Raw genomic sequence first — 21,120 nt, 5'->3', positions numbered from 1 at the left:
ACAGCCTCTAAGAGATTGTAAAAGAATCGATTTTGGTTCAAAAGAGCGTCCATAACAGATGGAGACAAAATCCGTTAACCGTTTCGCAAACAAACAATAGACTGAAAAATTAGCTTCGATTTTGTTTCGGTATACACAAGTTTTATTAATAAAATTTTGATCGATAAGGAAGATTATGAACAGCCTCTCAGAATGCTTAGTGGATGGCAGACCCAAGGGGTTTTACCTCCCGGAGCGTCCTACGGATCCGGTTGCGATACCTGAGTTAAGTCTTGATGCAGGGGAGAAGCCTCAGCAATATCCGGCGAACATCTTCTTCAAGCTGAGATCCAAAGGACACATTGATGCGCAAGGACTGGCTAATCCCTCCTTGATCGAATTGAAACTCCCCCTGCCGCCGCCCAGCTCCAGCAAAAGGTTGAACGAAATGGCAAAGACCGTCTTGGTCTTCCCGGACAAGAAGCTGGCAGAGATCCCTGAGAAAAAACGGGAGTTGGTCGAGCGCTCGCTTGCAGAGTTGAGGAAAGGGTGGAATTTATCCGGTATGAAGAGAAAATTTCCTTTTACCCTCAATAAGGAGCGCACCCATCTTTCAATCCATGTTTCCTTTTGCTACCGGGAATTATTGGAGTTTATTGAGGAGCTGCCCTTTGTCAAGAGTATCGAGTGCTATGGAGGGGCGCTTCCCTATATTTTGGGCGAGCAGTACTTCGATACTGTCTGTTCTTCCCTTGCCGAGGAGCGAGACGAGATGTCTTGTTTAAGAGCGGACAATTGGCTTTTACATCCCGATGATTTGGATTTGGCAGTCGAGTGTTCGAGTAACGATTTCGACCCTTATATGGCGGAAGAACGCATTCTATCTTTTCTTGCGGGGAAAATACCTCACACAGAAGAAGAGGGCGCGTTACTTAACATTATATTAAGAGAGACAGCCTTTAAGAATATTTTTATCTCCCACGCTGATTTCAAAAACCCTCAGACGTTGATCAGTTTCCATAATAAGTGTGGAATCGATATCGATTTGACATTTTCCACTAAAATTATTCGGACGCCCTTCACGCTATGTCATGGCCTAAGAGCATTCCTTTCCTTCAAAAGAAGGGGCGAAGAGCTGGCCCGTCCTTTTTGCGAAGGAGTCAATCCCTATCAGTGTCTTTTTGATAAAATGGCAGGCGTGTACCGCGTTTTTGAAAAGGCGGAGCGTGCCTCATTTGAACGAAGAATCCCCTGGCTGCTGCAGGCGATGAGCAAAGGGGGCACACTTGTTTTGGGTGAGAAAAGAGAGTGGATGAAAGAGGGGCTATGCTCGGCCTTGGCTTCCCATGAAATCTGCAGAATGCATCGCAAATTCGATAGCGATGAAGCGCGTGATTTTGGAGCCTTGATAGATGCGCTGAACGGATTGTCGTTTCTGATGGAGGATGGATGCGTTGAGCCCGGCTGTCGGTTGCTGGAGTTGACTTGTCGCGAGATAGAACAGAATTTTTCAGAAAAGGTAAAAGAAGAGGAGTGGCCTCTGAAGATAATAAGGGGAGTTGCTTTGAAGGGAAATGAGGCAGGTAATGCTCTTCTGTCCCTTCAGGGAGCTCTTTTATATCTGCTACCCTTTTTTCAATCCGGCAGACCCTCATTGCTTTATGAGGAAAATGCACTGAACGGAAAGACCCTTTTGATTCTGCATATTCCTTATAACAGAAAAAATAGGGGGCTTCAATTACCGATAAGTTTGAACGCAAGCTTTTCAAGGCAGGCCGATGAATGGCTTTCTCTCTTACTTCAGGACGCAACACTGGCAGAAGAGGGTGCAGAGCGATGCCACCTTGAGGCAGTTAAAAAATCGTCCAATAATGAAATAGAGGGAGATTTAAAAGGGGCTGAAAGCAGGATTGGACATGCTTACGCCTGTGAAATCGCTCTCTTGGATGTTCAAGGTGTGAACTGGAGAGGCTTTCTTGAAACAAGAGCGTTGACCTATCTCCTGGCAAATCCCTCGTTTGAAGAAAGAATAGTGTTTGTCAGGCGTATCGGAGAAAGGCTTCAAGCAGACTCTGGAAATAGATTATCCGGCTTGGAGAACGCCCTCAAGGAGAAGAAATCAAAGAAGGATGTGGCAAAGCGGTTTCTTTGCGATGTAGCGGAAGTTTCGGAAACAGCGACTCATGCCATGAAAGAGGGGTTGCTCGATGAACTTTGGAGTGAGTTGAAAGCACCTGAGCGAGAAGAAGTTTTAGAGGCATTCATCGGTCATCTGATGATAAGAAACAGACCTCTTGCCGCTTCCTTTCTTAAAAGTGGAGAGGAAAGGGGATTTCCTTTTTCGAAAACAGCTCCTTTTCACCAGGCAATTGTCAAGAGTCAAGAAATTGCGCTTGAGCCCTTTAGGGTATACTCCGCCCGTCAAATTGTCCGGAGGATGATAGATGAAACGGCAAAGCTTCCATTGATTGCGACCGCCGATCTTCTTTTCACTGCCATTCGATGTCTTCATGGCGAAGACAAATCAGAGTTGGCGCCTCTTTTGCTCAAGGCTGCCATCAAGGGATATCGGTGCCCGGTGGAAGAAGGAGTGATCGCTTGTGTTGCCGCCGAAATGGATAAAGCTTCAAACGAGTTGGACGAGGCACTGATCTCCCTGCTAGAAAAAGGGAGCCCTGATTTAATCCGGGCTCTGTTTCTTCAATTCAGGGACAGCACCGTCAATTTTTTAAGCCGTCTGTTTCACAATGGATCCAAGCTTCAGGCTTATCAAATTCTGAGAAGAATGAACGACTCTTCGTGGCTTGGCGAGATAGATCTTTTAAGGGAGATTTTTCTTTTCGGCCTCGATTACGATGTCATACATGGCAAAGGTATGGAGGTTTTGAATGATCTTGAGAAGGGGTCCCTAGCGGGGCTGGCTCCCTCCTTGAAAATGCAGACGACCATCCAGGCCGCAGAATGCTCTTTCTCTCAGGGGAATGCAAAGGAAGCCGCCTATGCCCTCTCTTCTCTGCTGAGAGGAGTCTCTGTTGCTCAAAGCGATAGTCGGAAAGTGACAGAACTGATTGAGAAGCTGATTAAGCACAGTATTGAAATCCACAAAGGCGAACAACCCGTCCAGGAATATATCAAAGAGATTCTCTTTCATCCCCGTCTAGTAGACTTCATCGGGAAGAGAGCAGTCTGCTCCCTCTTTTTTCAAGTCGCTGAATGTGGGCTTGGCATAGGCAAGGAAGGGTATTTTGATCTCTTCGACCGCCTGCTTCCTCTCATGGCAGCCTTAGTGTGGGATCAGAGTGAGCCTGCCTCATCGGGACAGAAGTTCTTGCATCTTGTTCACTCAGTCCTTTCACATCCCCAGAAAAGAGTGTTCGCCAAAAAGAAGCCATCGCAGCAGCTGTTAAATTATCTTTATCAGGTATTGCCGAGGGAAATGAAGCGCCCGGAGAGAGCCGAGCTTCTGTTTGAATACATCGAATTGATCTTGGACTGCGAGCGGTTTCCGGCGCGGGATATGCTAAGCATCGCTCTCGCTGCATTATCCTTTGCTGAGGGTGACTCGTTTCAAAAGGGTGTTCAGGTTGTCTTGAAGATCTGTCCGCCCCAGCTTAATAAATTGGAGCTGCAAGACGATACCCAAGAAGTTGCGGCAGGTCTCAGAAGGCTCGCTTCTTCTTCTCTTTGCCAATTAAGTGCAGCCCACCTGATCGTTGCTTGTAAATTGGGTCTACCCCTCTTTTCTTTTGAAGAACAACGGGCGGAGAGGAGCGAGTTTTTGCAAAACCTGAAGAGTGCCGGGCTGTCGCATTTTAAAGAGATCAAGGATGTGCTTGCCCAAAGTGGCTTTTTGCCTTCGAGCGAAGAGGTCGTTGATTTGATATCAGGACTTCTTCTTAAGGCAACCGACGAGGAGATCGTCAAGAGTGTCGATCTTCTCTTTCCTTACATCGAGCAATCCCCCCGTTTGCTCGATTGTATGAAAAAGGAACTTTCCTTCAGTGGTGAACACCTTCTTGATTGTGCGATCCGGCTTGAGATAAGTGATGCTTTTGCCGACCTTGTCACCCTTTTTGATCTGCACTCTTTCTCCGCTTGGAAAGCGGCGATTTCCCTTCTCGACAGACAGTCCAAAAAAATGGCGGCAGCTTTTATCGGTTTCTTCACCGCTTCTTGTGGACAAGTGAATGCGGACAACGCAAGGGATTACCTGAAGCTTCTTGGCAAACTGACTTCCCAAAACAAAATCGCCCGTCACACCTTCTCCCTCAATTTTTTAGAAGAGGCCATGAACGCCTCCTCTTTTCTCGAAGGAGATGAAGCCCTGAGCGCAAAAGTCATGGCTCTCGATGCCTATTTTCTCTCCATTCAGAAAAGTCAGAGTGTGGAACAAATGACCGCTTTTTGGAAATGGAGGGAGACGCTGATTGAAGACGATGTGAGAGTTTACGCTCTTGATGTCCAATTTCTTATGTTAACAGCGTCTCCAGTGAGGACGGAATGTGTCACTTCCTGGCTCAATGCGGCTCTTCGACTCTATAGGAAGGATATGGTAACGCGTACCTTGTCTCTGAAGGCGCTCGCCTTTTTAGAGTCATTGAATCCTTCCGAGGAGTGGAATGACCTGGCTTATGCCCTGTCGAGGCATCTGCTTGAAGATTGCCATCTTAAAAAGGAAGAGAGGGTTCGGGTGATGAAAGCTGTAAACCCCTTTCTAATTCTTTTTCAAGACGCTCTTTCCCTTTATAAGTCGGTTTACACTGTTTTGGAGGCGGTGGAAAATCGCGAATTTGTGCCGAAAGGGGCTTCCGCCGAGATTCCCCTCTCTGAAACTCTTGCTTTAATGCCTCTTGATTTTGCGTCACAAGTGCTCGAACACCGGCAGCTGACTTGTATTTTTTCATCGGCCAAAATCAAAGAAGCAACAGGCAGCTTTCTCTTTGAGACCATATCATCGGCACTCATCCACCAAAATAGGGAAGAGGTGCTCAGAGCATTGCTTGAATATCAAAATTACTTTTTTAGATTGGAGATCGGCTCGGTCAGGGAGCGTGAAATTACAACACTGATCTTGCAGCTCTATGCATTTCTGATCGGTGTGGATAAATCCAACAAGATTTGCATCGGCCATTTCACAAAACTTGCGACAGAGACTATGAAGCGGGCTAATTTACCGCAATTTGCGGATATCGCTCTCGATGTTATTCTGTGGTGCCCTGACAGACCAGTGAAAAGAGAAGGTACTAAGGAGAGTATAAAGAGCCATATCAGTCATAAACAACTCCAGAAATACAAAGAGCGTTTTTTTGAAATAGCAAAGGAGATGGTTAATGTTTTTCTTTCGATACCCTCCAATGGAGAGGAACAAGACAGCGCGATTTTGAAGGCATGCGTATCTCTAGTCAGCCATATCATGATGGGAAACGCAGACAGGGGGGAGCGGCTTCTTCCTGAGTTTGAGAAATTGATGTTCACGCCTCTCAGTATGGGCAGTTACTCTCTTTTTGTAGGTCATTTGCGCGAATGCAGAAGAATTCTGACGTTCTGTATTGAAAGAGGGTATCTGAAAGCGAATGCCGAACTCTTTTATACCTCTCTTTTGCTCCTAGAGAACAAAGAGTGGATGAACAATCCTCTGACCAAGGAGAAAAAGAAAGAATCGATCAATAATGTGTTCGACTTTCTCTTCAACTCGGGGAAATATTACGTTGTCCACCAGGCCGTATGCATCATGCAGACATCGTCGCTTCTTCTATTCCAACAAGATGATACCTGGCGGGCATCGATATTTTTAAGGCTCATCGAAGAGGCGTTCAATTATCCCCGATCGCGCGTCGTGGTCGTCTCGTTTGATGGAGGCGAACCCTATGGAAAAATGGGTAGAGAGGCTCCTCATTTGCAAATCGATGACTTCTTCACACCCAAAGAGCAGGTAGCTCTAAAAAAGGAGGGTGGTGTGTTGCTCGAAGAGTTTCTTGTGACAACTGTTGCCGAGTGCATGGTCAACGACGAGCGACAGATCATTCATGTCCAGAAAGGCAGCTCGGTGGATACCGCGTTTTCGCTGATTAGCAACTTCTCGCAGAAAATGAAAGCTCTTATCCAGGCATCGTTAGAGGAAGGAAACGATCCTGAAGAGCTTCTGAGAGTTCTTTTCAAGTTCCTGACCCGCTGTCGCAAGTTTCAACTCTTCCCCAGTGACGAGGCTTTTTTTGCGTTAGTCGAAGAGTGCTCAGCGGGCGCCATCTTCGATTGCATCACAAGTTCCAAAGCTCTTCTGGAGAGTTTCGGGGCGCTTATCCGTTCGTTAATCAACGATCCAGATGTCCGTCTGCGCCGGCTTGAGCTCTACCACAGAATAGTCAAGGTGATACTGCGCTATGAAGACATCAATCGGGCCGTTCAGGGAAAAATGTTTTTGGAAGAGGGGATCAAGGCAAACGTTTATCAAGGACGCATCCAAACTATTAGTGGTGATCATGAATTAAAGGAATTGTTAGATAAATTGATTAAATAGGAGGGGATGTGTTTAAATGGCGCACCGAATTTTATAATCATAGTTAATAATCATGCAGCCATTAGTCACAAAAAAGCCTCCTTCTTTTACCATCAAGTCAACTTTCTCGGAGCCTATTAATGCCTCTCCCTCTTCGTCAGAGGAGGGTGAGCGCTTATCCGCCTCTACTTCCACTTCCCGACACTCGTGCTTTCTTAAGGACGATCTTTCAGCCGCCGGCAAAGACCCGCTTTTTAAATTTCTTGTGCGGAAGGACTGGATCGACGGCAAGGCAAATCCTACGGCTAAGCTGAAAAACAGCAAGGCTTTGAACCAGATCATGAAAAAGATCATGCCGACTGTCAGGGAGAGTATGCAGGAGTTTTTCAATGACAGGGGCACTTATATCTTTCGGGATGGAAGAGAGCTCTCCAGTCAGCATGCCCTGATGTTTCAATATATCTACGCGTGCGCCAACGGAGCGATCCCGTTCTTTCAACTGGTGGGCGGAGGCGTGCGCTTTTTTTTTGGCGAGCAGCTTTTCGTTGAATCGATTAAGTCCTTGGGAGGAGTAATCTCCCCGGAACTGCTTGAGCTTTTAAAGCAGGAGTGTCAAGGCTATCCCAACGATTTTGACTTCCGCTTCCAAATTCAGAGCGTTCGCGGAAAGAAGTATAACGAAAGAGCGGCCGTGGTGCAGGCGATGACTAGCGCTGCGACCTACTTCCTTGGCCAGACTCTTTTTTTCAGTAATCCAAAATCCTTGGCCCCGCAATCTACCCAGCAGCCTTCTGTGCTTGTGATACCGCCGGAATACATGCAAGATGTCCATGCGTCCGCCTATAGGAAATACAATTACATCGACTTTAAAAAAACCAAAGACGGTTCCCACTTTGGGATCTTTTCCATCGATTTCACCGACTCCCAAAAGAGAAAGAGCACTCTCGAAGCGCTGTTTGTCGATCAGCTGGCCAGGAACCACCTTTTTGGGCTTGACGATCTAAGGTTATCGGTTCCTCTTTCGTTTGTCTTTTCTAAAGATAATGCCAATATCGTATGCCTCAATGACAGCGGGACGATGTGGGTTCCCATACTCCACCGGGTTTTAAGAGTTGTTGGAGATGACAAACCGGAAACCATCAATTACAAGGGTTTTTTGCTTGTCATATCCTACATCACGAGAGGTTACAGCTGTCTTGATGAAGATTTTTTAAATACGGTGTTTTCCACCTTCAAAAATTATCAGCCATGGAATGAAAATCCGTTTCTCCTGCTCGATGAGATCAACCAAATCGTGGCAGAGCATCACAAGGAGGAGGTAGCAACGGCTCTTCCCTTTACCTTTAACCTTCTGATGCACTTAAAGAAACAAGGGGGGATGGACGGGGTTAAATTCACCTCGTCGTTAGTGGCGCAATCAGCCAAAGCAGGAGGGCTTAGCCACCCTGCAATCCCATTTCTCACGGCCCTTAAGGACGACTCTTTAGCGTTCGATCGATTCTCTCAGCTCTTTAGCCTCTATTACCATCTTCAGGAGGCGCTTGGCATCGACGGTGTGAATAGAGTTCGGCTTAAGGAAAACGCCGACGGAGCCTGGCTCTATGTTCCCAATGCTCAGGAGAAGAAGCTGCGCTATTTTGCCGCCCCCTACTCCCACCGCGCAATGCTGGATTTAATCGAGAAGAATCAGGAGAGAGGGGCTTCATCGGAAGCGATTGACGATTGGCTGTTTGAGAGCGCGGAAGCGTGCGGCCTTTTCAGAGACCTGCCGGGTGGTAAGAACCCCTCAGAGATTTCATTCCTCGCAAAAGAGCTGGCCTCTGTTGGCTCGACGTTTTTTAAAGCAGCCTCATTTTATCTCCAATTCATGAATGGAGATGCAGACACCCTCGTGCTTCTTGAAGAGGCGCTTGAACTTTTCAAAGAACCTGTCCATCCGGTATTCTTCGACTGGTTCAACCGGGTCGCGATCGCCCTTTTGCTTAAGAAATTCCCCGTTGATTGTCCTTTTAAGGAGCTGTTTTCCTCTAAAAACGGCGCGGAGTTAATAGAAGAAGTGGCAGGCTATCTCTCTCGGCAGCCGGATAAAAAGTCTCTTCGTATGGGGCTTGAGCTGTTTCGAACATTTGCAATGTCTCCTTCTCCCGGCCTGATTAATGCGCTGCTCAAGTTTCATCTAGAAGAAGGGGTTTCCCTGCTTTGTCAAAGCGAGGAGCTGCCCTCTCCGTTGTGGATCCCTCCCCTGACAACTGCCCTTCTCAAAATTGTCGAGAGGGGATTTGCCGTCCAAGACCTTTCTTTGGCTCTTCGGCTGATGCCGCCTGTGAAAAAGATGATTACCCTTGAATGGGACGGTAGATTGGATGACTCGACCCTTTTGAAGAGATTCCTTCAAGGATTTATCCCTGCAGCAATGCAGTCGGGAATGGAAGATGCCGCTTTTGATGCCGCGCTTACACTTGGCAAGCAGATCGCCGCCCCGAAAATCGGTTACCCTGCAGCGCTCATCGAGCTCTTTAAATGGGCTCTTAAGAAGGAGGATGAAAGGGTTTTTGTCTTATGGGAGCAGGGATCTGAAAGTGCTTTTGATGGACCGATGCAAAACGAGGCGTTGAATATCTTAGAGACGTTAGTTACCCGCCTGATCAAAGAAGGGCGTTTGCCGGAGGCTAAGTCGCTGGCAGCAGGAGTTATCCACAAAAGAAAAGTTGATTCTAAAAGTCCTCTGGCAGCTCTTATTAGGGAGATGATGGAGGAGAATTTAAATCTTGGTAAGATAAGCGTTGCTGAATCCATGCTGAATGGTATCTTGGATTCTGATTTAACAGATTTTAAGCATCTGTCTCTCAAGGCAAAGCTTTTAGTGGCCAAACATCGGGGAGCTCTACTGAAACAGGAGCCCTTCCGAAATTTCAAGGCAATTGCCAGGGAAATGATCCGCTTCCCCGGTCATGTCGAACTGGCCGTCTTTGCCAAGACTCTGCTGACGGACCTTCTTCAGGAAACTCTCCTCGTGAAGGGTTCTTTAACTAAGACATCAATTCCAATTTCGACCTACTTTTTAGATGAAGACATCTTCCGTCTACTTCAGCACGCCGAAGAGAGTTGTTTCGAGGCGGCGATTCAGCTGCATGATTCAGGCTCATCGGGACCGCAGCATCTGTCGGAAGTTGCGAAGATCACTGAAGCGGTATTTCCCCTGGTGTGCAAGAAGATCGTGCTTTCTGATAGGGCCAAAAGATTCATCGCAGGCCCGGTGCTTGCCAAAATCAACGACATGACGATGCGGGAGGCCATTTCTCCGACTCCTTTCTTCAGGCTGCTGAGGGAAAATATGCAGCGGCTCGTGATCGATCTGGCTGCCGATTCGGCAACAAGGGAAGCTGCTGTGCGGATTATTTCCCGAATGAAAACATTGAACATCGGAGAAATTAATGCGGACGATTTCATTGAAGAATTTCTTCAATCCTTATCGACCTCGCTCCTTGACGTTTATCCGTTGAAGGTCAGGGTTTTGCTGCAGAAAGAAATTCACTGGATGGTCAAAAGCGGCAGTGCATGCGCTCTTTTATTTGTAACGAAGATGATCTCCGACAACGTCAAAGAGGACAATAGCGAAGGTGCCCTCCACTTAATCGAAAGCTGGCAAATGGCAAAAGAGCTCCATCCCCGCTCTCGGACGGCAAAGGAAGAGTTGGTCAGCTGGATTTTGGCCTTTGTGCGTTGGAATCAATTGGCTCTGGCCGAAAGTGTTTTCAATACGCTATCGCAAGAGAATAAAGGCGAAGAGAGAGAGGCGTGGCTCAGTGCCATCGGGTCGATGCTGGAGGAGAAGAGAAATGATGATCCGTTGTTTTGCTGCGGGCTGCTGCAAGTGCTGTCCACAGTCGGGCTCACTAGAAAAGAGAAGAGTTCCTTTCTTCTCCCTGCCGCAAAAGCTGCCGAAGCGCTTCTTGACTGCAAGTCCGAAAGAAAAAGAGCGTTCCTCGCTTTTGATGTGATCAAGGCCTATGGTCTCTATGGCAGAAGTTATGGAGAGAGGATCATTTCTAAAACAGTCCTGATGGAGGAGAGCAGGCCGCGTGATCTGGCCATGGAGCTCTATCAGTCTCTTAGAATCAGACAAAAAAATCACTATCCGTTCGACGTTAACTTCTGTCTGGACGTCCTCAAACTCTTTTTGACGAGCGTTAAAAAAGTGACTCTAGACGAGGTGAAAATATTTATCGAAGACTTCGATCAGCTCTTCCAAAACGGTGCTCATCCACAGATGGAGGCCGCTGTTTTTGAGATGATCGGTTTACTTCTGAGATACTCCAAACAGACTGATAAAGAGCAAAGAGTCGCTTTTCTTCTTAAAGCGTGCAGCTACCTTGAAACAGGAGCTCACCCACCGGAGTTTTCGGCGAGAGGCCCCTTTGCCTCAGCAGAATCTTTAAGCATGGCTCTCATGGAAGAGGGATCTGATTCCCTGTTTGAAAAAGCTGTCTGGTTGGTCTCCCTCTTGGTCGATGCGGCAAATGGACAAGAGAGCCGAAAGAATGCGCTTGTCAATGCCTTGATCCATTCATTGGCAAGAAAATCGACTGTTGACTGGCTAATCATCGATCGCATTCTTTTGTCCCTCCAATCGAGGATTTCGGCAAAGCAGCCGCTCTCCAACTTCTCCTCCGCCCTGGAAGCGGCGTGTGAAAAATGTTGTGTTTTTGCCGAAGGAGTAAGCCATTTAATGCCCCCCTTCCTTTCCGGTAAGCATGGGCAAGGAGAGGCTAAGTTGGCCGTCCGGCTGATTAAGGCCATCATGGGATCTTTAGCCAAGTCGGGAAGCTGGAGAGCTCTTGCTCCTCTAAGAAGCCACCCTGATGTCAGAGGCAATTTCGCAAAAGAGTTTTCGCAGCTGGAAGCAGGCAGCTTCTCCCTCTACTTGAGTAATTGCCGATCAAAAGGCATCACGGCAAGCGAAGCGTTTTCAGAGGCCATAAAAGAGGTCACGATTTTCAGGCACTCTCAGCATCCAGAATTGCTCTTTCGGGAGCTCTCCATTTTGTGGACTGCTATGTTGGAAGAGAGCGGATCTGAGCGGCTCTTTGTCTCATCGATGTATCGGTTCATTGTTTCTCTTGGAAAAGAATATTTTGACGATCAATCAAAGTACCAGTCCCCCATGGTCGTTCACGTGGCACTCGATGGCGATCCCGCTGTTCCTCTTTTCTATATGCATCAACCCAGGGGACTTGAGGAAGGACGGGCTAAACTTTTCCTGACGTGCTATGAGAAGCTTTTGCAACAACTCTCCAGGAGATTGGTTGAATTTTTAAAAGACAGCGAACAAAAGAAGCAGAAGCACATTTGCCTAGAGGCCTTTGCAGGTGTTGTCTACTCCTATATCAACGTCCTCCCGCAAAGCAAACGCGACATCTCCAAATGCGTCTACGATTATCTGGAATTGATCGGAGAGATGGGAGACGATCTTTATCTTCAATACATGAATGTCGCAAATACTATTTTGGAGGCGGCGAACATCGCTGGAACCTTCAGCGAAAGCGAGGAGACTCTCTACCGTCTTATTTTATTTGTCAGCCCTTCTACCCAATTTAAACCGGTGACGCCGAGGATTTATCATGAGTCGGTTTTGGATGTGGCCGAAGGTTTGCTTAAGATACAAGGGCCCTCTTCTTCAGCAAGGGCAACAGCCATTATCCAGCACCATTTCCCCAATCTGATCCATTTTGCCCCTAAAAAGACAAAAGCGCTTTTTTGCCAGTATGTGGATCGAGTGACGGAAGCACCCTTTTTTGTTAATGACGGCAGCTATGTTCTGAGATGGGTTATCCAGGCGGGAATTCAACTATTCAATCCCAGTAGCACGCCGAGAAAGAAATCAGCTGAGGAGTTAGCCGCGATCTTAGATTGCCACCTCCATTTGGGAAAAGCTTTGATACGAAGGGCGTCGAATCCTGAGCTTTTGATCGAAGATGAAAGGGCTCCTTTGATCTCATGCCTAAAATTCTATTTTGATTTTCTGAAAAACATCTTTACCGAACAAGACAGAAGAAGGGAGTTGATTGCCCTGATCAAACCGGCGGCGGACGCGATCATTGCCCTGATTGGCACAAGAGAGTCCAACCTTGATCTTCTGTCGGCCTTCAGCGCCCTTTGTGAGGCGATCTTCCCCGAAAAGAGACAGAATGACAAAAAGCACGATGACAGAGGTCTTCAGTCTGTTGTTGCCGTCATGCAGATCTTTCTCTTTCGCCTGCTGGATGCAGACAAAGACCTTTTGCCGGAGGTGAAGAATTTCATCAAAAAAATGGCAGGGCGCCATCGTCTGCTGGAACCATTGGAAGAGGCAGTTAAAAGGTATGCCGGGTTAGTCTGATGCGGAAATAATAAGAATGATAAGGGTTTGTTTGAGGAGCTGTCGGCAAAATCGCTTTGAAGGATGGAGTGATTCTTGACTTGCAAAGCATAAAACTGTACCTAAGATAGGGGGTAGTGAGTTAAACCGAGAGTGTCTTAAATTTTGGCGTTTGACAAAGAGAGAGCCCCCTAAGACTGCCCACAACCTAAAATGGTATGACTTGTTTGCGTCATAGGGTTATAAGCATACTGATTTAAGTTTGTGGACAGTCGATACGATTGCATGTTGCCCAAATTTCTAATATTAGGCGACTTGCAATCTTGAGGCATAAATTCAAAATTTTGAGGCACTTTCGGTATCAGCTTATGCTCAAGCCATCGAAATTTATAAATCTAGGTCCCATTCGTTATTGGAATCTTTGATGATTCACTAACTGAAAGCGTTTACCTTATGAAGATCGTAATCCTCTTTTTTGTTCTGTTGATTCTAATTCTCTGGATCTGGTTCTCAGTGATCTTGTGGAGTTTACGAAATGGCATATCTCCGATGCCGACGACTGATAAAGCCAGGAAAAAAGTACTCTCTTCCATCCCTCATGAGACTCAAGGAGTGGTTGTCGATCTGGGGTCTGGCTGGGGGAATATGGTCACACAGCTTGCCAAGCTGCTTCCGCACTGCCAGGTTGTTGGATATGAAACGTCACCCATCCCTTTCTTCCTTTCCAAGTGCTGGAAAAAATTCGAAAGGCTGTCCAACTTGCAATTGAAGAGGATGAATTTTTTCGAGGCTTCCCTAAAAGATGTATCCCTCGTCTACTGTTATCTCTATCCGGCTGCCATGGAAAGACTTAAGAAGAAGTTTGAAGAAGAGCTTAAACCTGGTACGGTCGTTATCTCCAATACTTTCGCGGTTCCAGGGTGGGAACCGGTACAGATCCTCCAGCTGGCAGATATTTACCACACGCGTATCTATGTATATGTCAAAAACAACAGTAACGTCGCTGCGCTCCATGCCAAAGCTGAAGACGAAGAGATCAAGATCCCTCTTACCATGGCTAAAAAATGAAATTACCGGCTGGAAAGTATGAAATTTTCCTTGAAAATCTTCAGTTGCATTTTGCCCTCAAGATAGGTGTTGCGGCTACCTTGGGCCTTTTTTTGGGGGTTGGATTCAGCCAAATCCTGGATCGCCCGGACAGCCTGGTGAGCGGCATGTGGGCCGTCGTCACAGCGATTGTTGTTGTCCAGGGAAACCTTGGAAGCACCTACATGGCGGCATGGGTTCGATTTTTGGGAACCCTGATCGGAACGATGATGGCCGGAATTTGTACGACTCTTTTCGGATCCAATGCCATCTCCCTTGGATTTAGCAATTTTATCACTGTCGCCCTCTGCTCTGTCTTTCAGATCAAAGATAGCGTCAGGATAGCTTCCCTTACCGTTACGGTCTTGATGGTTCTTTGGAGGCTTAGGCCGGAGATCAGCCCGTGGGCTTTCGGTTTTTTCAGGCTGATGGACTCGTGCCTCGGCATTTTGGTCGCGGTCGTTGTGACACACACACTTTTTCCCCTGCAGGCGACCAGCAAGCTTAAAGAGTGTCTTTCCCTTGCTCTGGCTAAAATCCGCCTTCTTTATCGCGAGTGTTTGTACAAAGAAGATCTTCCTTCCGCAGAGAGGGAGGAGCAGATGTCCCTTTTGATCGGCCAGATCGAAGAGCATCTCAAAGAGGCGCGGCAGACGCTGGAGGATTCCAAGACGGAGATCAGAACGCGCTCTTCGGTAGAAGACTGGAGTTTTTTCCTGGATCACACAGAAAGGGCGCATGAGGCCGTGCTTGACCTTTTGGAGATCAAAAAAAGCCCATTAAGCCATTTCCTGAATAGAGAGTTCAGGGAGAAAATCAGCAAGGTGGTGGGCGAGATAGACCTCTCCATCGAAGAGATTGTCTCTTCCCTCGAAGAGGGTAATGAGCAGCTTAAGAGCGACTTGCCCGCAGCTCTCCTGACTATCAATGATGAACTTTTTCGGTTCAAAGAAGGCAGCTTCAACGAGTCAAAGAAGATTGCGGAGCTGCAGAATCTGTTTGTTTTCATCTACAGCCTCCGTTCTCTTGGTGAAGAGCTGAACAAGTTGAAGGGACGATTAAATGTGATCATCCGCTAATCGGTTTGCTCTCACATCTTCTCTTCGATAAGTGCCATCAGCCTGCGCAAGACGTTATCATAATCGTTTATTGCACCGTGCCTAAAAGCAGCACTAAAGATCATTCTTCCGATAAACTGATGAGCAGCCTTCTTTTTCTCGGGCAAACTATTGATCAGTGTTATGCACAATTTGCTGGTCGCCTCAAAAATCTTAGGAGAAGTCGATGAGGCCAGACAGTCAAAATAGGCATCGAATAGCGGCTCTAGGGCTGTGTACAATTTTTCCTCCGATCCGTTGAACATTTCTACCCCTGCAGCAGCTTCGATCAAAAGCGATGTGTGGATCTGGATAAGGATTGCGGAGTTGTCGCTCGCGTCGCGCTTCAACTCTTCTGTCACCGAGGTGATAAGCAGTTTGAAAAGGGGATAGTCTTCCTGGGGTCTATACCGCCTTGTCTGATGGATGTGCTCCCACATTTTTCCCGTATGAATCATGACGTCAAGGAAATTAAAGTCTAATTCTGTCTCTTGATTGCCTACAATTTGGTGTACTGCCTTCATCGGGAATTTTTTTGCCGACTGCAGAACTTTGCTGAAGAGAGGCAATGCCGATTGCAGATGCCTCCTGAGGTACATGTCATAAGTCCATAACATTGTCATTACGGCTTGCTCGGTAAAATCGGGGGTTTCCTGGGAACAGTAGTGAGTGATCAACCAATCGAGGGCTTCCAAAGCTTTCTTTTCAAGATCCTCGTCGGAGTTGGGGCAAATAAGCGCGATCGGCAGCTGCAGAGCGAACGCTACGATCATCATCTTTTGCAATCCGCCTTGGCCGATGAAGACCATTTGATTGCTGGCTAAACGGGCGAATTTGCTCGGAAAATTATCCAATATCTCGCTGACGGCCTCCCTTTCTTCTTTGGGGAAGTTAAAGAGAAGATCGAACAGGGTATTGTACACTTGTCCGTTCTGGGAATGATGATTGAGAGCCCCAAGTACAATATTAATCAGGGCTTCGATCAGTACGGTGCGGCTGCCTTCCGCGTGCGGATACATACCTCTCAGCGGTATGGTAAAGGCGACTCCCCCCTCTCTGAGACAATTAGCCCTCAGGGCTTCTTTGATCCCGTGGCAGACTAGGGCGAAGTGGTTGTCTCTGTTGATTTGACTAGCAGGGGTGGGGCACTGGATCAATTCCTGGATAAGGTTTTCAGCGATTTGGTGAGGGATATTCCTGTGGAAAAACTTGTCTAGGTGGACTCTTAGCACACACTGAAGGTAGAAAGGGTTTTCCATGGAAGGAAACGCCTGGATGAGGCCGGTGAGATATGTCTTGTACAAATTCAGGGAAAGGGCCAAGTGTCCACTCCCGTTAGAGAATCTGCCAAACCTTGTCAGCGGAATTTTGGCCACGCCCATGACAACTTGCTCACATTCGGAGAACTGAGTTTCATCGCCTGTTTCCTCTAGGAGTGAAACAGCCAACTTTGTCAGGCACTCGACAAGCTTTTCTAGAGAAGGATCTCCAAGCTCGATCCACTCCTGACACGTCTTGAGTGTGCTAAAGGCCAATAATTTATCACGAGGTGTAGTCGATTGAAACAGCTTCAGGCTGCTCACGACCAATGCATTTCGTTTCTTTTGCAAAGTGGTCGAATTGAGAATATGCCCGATATTATTTAGCTGCAGCAGAGGAAAGAGAGTGGTGAAAGATCTCTCCGAGAGATTTTCGATGGCTTTATCTAACAGATCGGGAGCGATTCTCTTGAGCTCCCGGCTAAGATCACTTCGGGGGGCAAGACCTTTTCTGATCTCCCGATCCAAAATTGATAATCCTGCCTCGACGGCATCTTGACTGCCCATTTCGATTAAGGACTTAGAAAGGGGGAGCAATTTCAATTTACAGTTCTGATTGGTGATCAAAATCGGGATGGCGGTGAGAAATAGGGTGCGGGCTTCATCATCCACACTGATTTTTTTCCAATGGGCAATGCAATTTTCATAATGGCTCTCAAGTTTCCTCACATCCCATTGCGGGGCAATGGAGAGCCTATAGCAACAGGCGAGTATTACGAAAGCGTAAGCTATGCAAAGGGGGTCTTGCAGACGATTCGAAAGGGCTAGGAGCGGATAAATGTCCTTCTCGAAAGCGATTTTAGGAAATTGTAGGTTCCCGGTTTGGACATGCTCTTCCAAAAGAGATGCCATTTCTTTAAGAATAAGGCGCCCCTTCTTTTTGCGATCTTCTTTAGAGACAGAGTGATGGCTGAGAGCATGGGCGATTTTGTTCAAGAGCTCTATCTTGCTTCTTCTACGCTCTTGAGAGTTATCACTGCCTTGGAGAAAGACGGGACAGTATTGCAAGGAGGCAATAGTGCCGAGGCTCTCTTCGGTCAACGAGCTGACTTGTCTTAGGCAGTTGCTGAATGCCTCCTCAAGGATCAGTCCGTCCTTTTTCTCCGGAGGTGCTTTTTGCTGAAACAGGAAGAGGACAATCTCTTCGGCAGAATCAGAGATTTGGACTTTTGCGAGCCAGCTGTAGGGTATTTTGCCAAGCCAAGGCGCTAGGAGCCGGCCACTTTGCAGCAGTTGAATGAACCTTCCTCTTTGGTGAGGTTGATTTGCCTTTAAAAGGGATTGAAAAAGAGTTGCCGCTACCGCTTCAATCCCTTTTTGAATGGTCTCTGATTGGATGTGCCGTAAGGCAACAGCGGCAAAACCGGCCTCCAGGAGCTCATCCATAGGCAGATTGCTCAATACGCGCATGAAGAGAGAGTGGGATTCACTCTCTGGCTGATAAAGGGCGGGCTGCTCCTTGATCAAGGAGAGGATCACCTGAAGGGTGTTATTTTCCCCCTTTTTGTCTCCCGGCCAACCGATGATTGTTTTCAGTAAGACGATAATGAGATCTGGAGTCTGTCTTACCGCGGCATGGAATTCACGGCTTTTTGATGCTGAGTAAAGCAGATTCTTGGACAATTCGGGATGGGAGGATGAGAGCTCTGCCGCTCTTTGAACTAGGGCAGGCACCATCGAGGAGGGGATTTCGGTCGATCTGCCCACCTCTTTGCTCTCTTGGTAGAGAGCAAGAAGCTGCCGGTCGTCAATATACGCTTCTTGCTCTCTGTCTTTCATCAAATGCCGACAGAGGGTGGAAACATCCGGCTTGTTCTCTTTCATTTTCACTAAATCAGCGATGGAATCGACGAATATTTGCCTAGCTTCCGGATGGCTCTTCAGAAAATCCCATGAGATGGCGGCTCTCTCGAAGTTTTCATTAAACTCAGGTCCTGCCACCTTCAATTCATAGGCGAGCACTAAGATCCTGAAGGCTAAAGCTCTACTTTTTTGGCAGTTCAGACGAAGGGCAAAACGAACGAGGGGGATGATGCCCGTTTTGCAATCGATGGGGGCTCTTTGCTCAGTCGGTTTGTTCCTTTCCGCCTCAAGAAAATCCACCATCTCGGCAATCAAGGGACGGCCTATTCTCAATTTTATCTCATCGGTAGTTTCCGGCTTAACCAGAGTCGACAGAGTTTTGGAAAAAATACGTAGGAGGGCGTTATGTTTAACTGTTTTCAGAGCCTCCCGCTTTAGGAAAGGAGGTAAGAAACCGGCCTCTTTCATAGACTCAAGAACTTCTTCTGATACAGGATCTCGCAGCTGTTCGAGCGCTTTTAAAAAAAGAGCCGTCCTCTTTGTGCCGCTCCCTTCAGGAACAGCCTTTTGCAAAAGGTGAAGAATGAAGTTTTCGCCTATTGCCGCAATATCGGCAGAATCCAGCCAGTCGAGTGGAACTCTATCGATCAGGATGGGGAAATGCCCCGTCTCGCTGATGAAACGAAGAAAGCGCTCGATTTGAGCCGAGGATCGATCTGGCTCCAGGGCAGCTAGCATCGTCTCTTCGATGAAAATTACGCCTTGATGCGCCTCTACACGCTCGGAGAGAGGGCCGCTGATGAGAGCTCTGCCCACTCTTTCCAGCGCCTCATAGGGCATTTCCTTCAAAATTTTTAAAACGAGGTCGCAGAAGGGGGTGTCCCTCTCAAATAAACCGGGTTGTGTTCTTGCAAGAGAGGCGATCAGCTCACAAACCGGCTCTTTGCACCTTCTTGCAAGAGGCCATCTAGCCACTGTCTCAAGGAGGGGAAGAAGAAGTTGTGGGCAACGTTCAACAGCCCCGGTCAGTGCGGGAGATAAAACAGCCGGTATAAGCAGTTTCTCAGATATTTCGCTTAAAGACTCAGGCAAATTGGCAGCCATGCCGATGAGAGCGGGCAGGAGCTGCTCTGGGAAGCTGGCGTCAGGCCGGGATCCTTCCATTTCCCAGTAAAGGGAAAGAAGGATTTGCGTATCGGCAAATGAGTTGCTTTCCATGGAGTGCTGAAGGAGCTCATTGAAAACGACAAGCCTGGTCTCCCTGTCGAGATTTTCCATCAGCAGCTTTGATCTTATGGCATTATCTCTCAGGACGTATTTTTCAATCAGAGGTGTCGTCTCTTTGCCAAAGACAAAAAGAAAAGGGGAGGTGTTGTTGTAGAGCCCTTTTTTTCTGCTCAGGGCAATTGCCAGCTCAAAGAGAGGAAAATGGATCAGAGGATCAAATGAACAGTTGTCGCCTTCAATTTCATCCCATATCGAGAAGAGAAGTCTTTTGGCATCTATGGGGTCGATATATGTCTTCTCTATTTCCCTTGCGAGTTCGACGCAAAGCCTGGCTTTCTCGAGGAGGGCTCTTTCGTCTTCGGGAGAGGAATTTTGCAAAAGAGCCGCCGTGATGATCTTGAAGGCGTTTGCTGTATCAATTTCGATGAATTTGGCGGGCAGTTTCGCGAAGGCCTCCAATAGAGGGTTCGGTTCTTCGTCGTCCGTACTCAGCAGGGAGAGGTTTTCTAGGCAGTTGAAAAGAGTGATCAAGCGGTTTAAATCACCTTCCCTTTTCATTTCCATATCGATCGTGTTTTGCATGACCGACACAAATAAGGGGTCGCGATGAAGGGGAAGTTCCTTGCCGCTCCACTCTTTTAGCACGCGTATGACATAGCATATCTGATACATATGTGCTTCGTAGTCTTCGCTAAGATTGGAAAGGACAAGCAACGCTTGCCTTCTGAAAAGTTTTTGGGAGATAAACCCTTTTCCCGAAAGGATGGTTAATACAAAGAGGACCGAATCGCTCATCCCTTTTCGACACTCTTTCAAAATTTGCAAGACGCAATTGGCTGCAACACTTCCTTCCTGTCCGTCCATCCTTTTCAAGATGGAACCGATTTGGATGAGAACTTCTACCTGCTCTCTTTTTTTAAGCCCTTGAAACTTGTGTGTAGATTGGGTGATTTCGATAAGCGCTCGGTAGTTGTATGAGAATGTGGCAAGAGGAGGGTCTTTGTGAGTTAAGGGGGCGCTTTCAAATCGCTGGCTCGGGCTTAACAGGGAGGGGGTCGTTTCTGTCTCTTGTCGAGCTTCCGCTTGGGGGAGCAGTGTTTGGGTGGCGGAGCCGATCGACTTGCCTTTTGTGTCCTTTTTCTTCCACTTTCGACCGATCTGGATAAACTTTGATGATTGCGATTGGGCATTGGAAGAGGAGGAGTTGTCGATCGTGGATTGAGCTAAGTTGTTCACCTTACGGGGAGCCGTTTTTTTACCGGAGGATTGCTTTTTGGTCTCTTCGCTGTGATTTCTTGCTCGACTGGTGGCTGAGGTATTTTCTGTTGGATTCATGTAATGTATCTTTATTTTTGAATAGTTGTGAAAAATAGAATTAAAAGAATTTAATCAAAGCGAGGATCTTATCCCAAATACTGCTTTTTTTAGAATCAAGTTATATACATGACCAGTTTCAAGTTTTGATTGGCTTTGGTATATACCGAAAATGTCTCAAAATTTGGGATTTTGGCTTTGAGAAAGCCTCGGGATTGAATGATCACAAGCCACCTTATATTTCTAATATTAGGTGGCTTGTGATCATTCAATCGCGAGAGCTTTCTCTTTGCCAAAAACCAAATTTTGAGACATTTTCGGTATAAATCCGCTTAACAGTCTTTGATGTTTTTTTAGTGGGATTCGATCACGCGGGTTCCTCTCCGCTGTAAAAAAAGAGAGGAGTTTGCGATAATCATTTCAAAAATATCGCTTGCAAAG

5 protein-coding genes are annotated in these 21,120 nt (G+C 47.1%); 4 read left to right on the top strand and 1 reads right to left on the bottom strand.

Annotated elements, in window-relative coordinates; translation table 11 throughout:
* The first annotated feature begins 175 nt into the window (after positions 1–175).
* The 4 genes from ELAC_RS07190 (at position 176) to ELAC_RS07175 (ending at position 14,998) form a co-directional block, all read left to right on the top strand.
* A complete protein-coding gene (locus ELAC_RS07190; RefSeq protein WP_098038611.1) occupies positions 176–6,496 on the top strand; it encodes a DUF1311 domain-containing protein in 6,321 nt (2,106 codons plus the stop codon).
* A 52-nt stretch (positions 6,497–6,548) separates the two neighbouring features.
* Positions 6,549–12,854 carry a hypothetical protein gene (locus tag ELAC_RS07185; protein ID WP_098038610.1) on the top strand — a complete coding sequence of 2,102 codons (6,306 nt, stop codon included), beginning with the start codon at positions 6,549–6,551 and terminating at the stop codon, positions 12,852–12,854.
* A 528-nt stretch (positions 12,855–13,382) separates the two neighbouring features.
* Complete coding sequence (locus ELAC_RS07180) at positions 13,383–13,901, top strand: class I SAM-dependent methyltransferase (protein WP_158227834.1); 519 nt, start codon at positions 13,383–13,385, stop codon at positions 13,899–13,901.
* A complete protein-coding gene (locus tag ELAC_RS07175; protein ID WP_098038608.1) occupies positions 13,898–14,998 on the top strand; it encodes an FUSC family protein in 1,101 nt (366 codons plus the stop codon). The genes ELAC_RS07180 and ELAC_RS07175 overlap by 4 nt, the downstream gene beginning before the upstream one ends.
* Before the next feature lie 11 nt (positions 14,999–15,009).
* Here the strand turns inward: ELAC_RS07175 and ELAC_RS07170 are convergent, their stop codons facing one another.
* Complete coding sequence (locus ELAC_RS07170) at positions 15,010–20,700, bottom strand: hypothetical protein (protein WP_098038607.1); 5,691 nt, start codon at positions 20,698–20,700, stop codon at positions 15,010–15,012.
* Positions 20,701–21,120: the final 420 nt, after the last annotated feature.

Origin of the sequence: Estrella lausannensis (genome assembly GCF_900000175.1) — a bacterium.
In the GTDB taxonomy this organism is placed as follows: Bacteria; Chlamydiota; Chlamydiia; order Chlamydiales; family Criblamydiaceae; genus Estrella; species Estrella lausannensis.
This window is presented reverse-complemented; position numbering and strand designations above follow the sequence as displayed.

What these genes read in the sequence shown, in the direction of transcription:
- ELAC_RS07190 (WP_098038611.1), top strand. Translation starts at nt 176, where the DNA reads ATGAACAGCCTCTCAGAATGCTTAGTGGATGGCAGACCCAAGGGGTTT.
- ELAC_RS07185 (WP_098038610.1), top strand. Translation starts at nt 6,549, where the DNA reads ATGCAGCCATTAGTCACAAAAAAGCCTCCTTCTTTTACCATCAAGTCA.
- ELAC_RS07180 (WP_158227834.1), top strand. Translation starts at nt 13,383, where the DNA reads ATGCCGACGACTGATAAAGCCAGGAAAAAAGTACTCTCTTCCATCCCT.
- ELAC_RS07175 (WP_098038608.1), top strand. Translation starts at nt 13,898, where the DNA reads ATGAAATTACCGGCTGGAAAGTATGAAATTTTCCTTGAAAATCTTCAG.
- ELAC_RS07170 (WP_098038607.1), bottom strand. Translation starts at nt 20,700, where the DNA reads ATGAATCCAACAGAAAATACCTCAGCCACCAGTCGAGCAAGAAATCAC.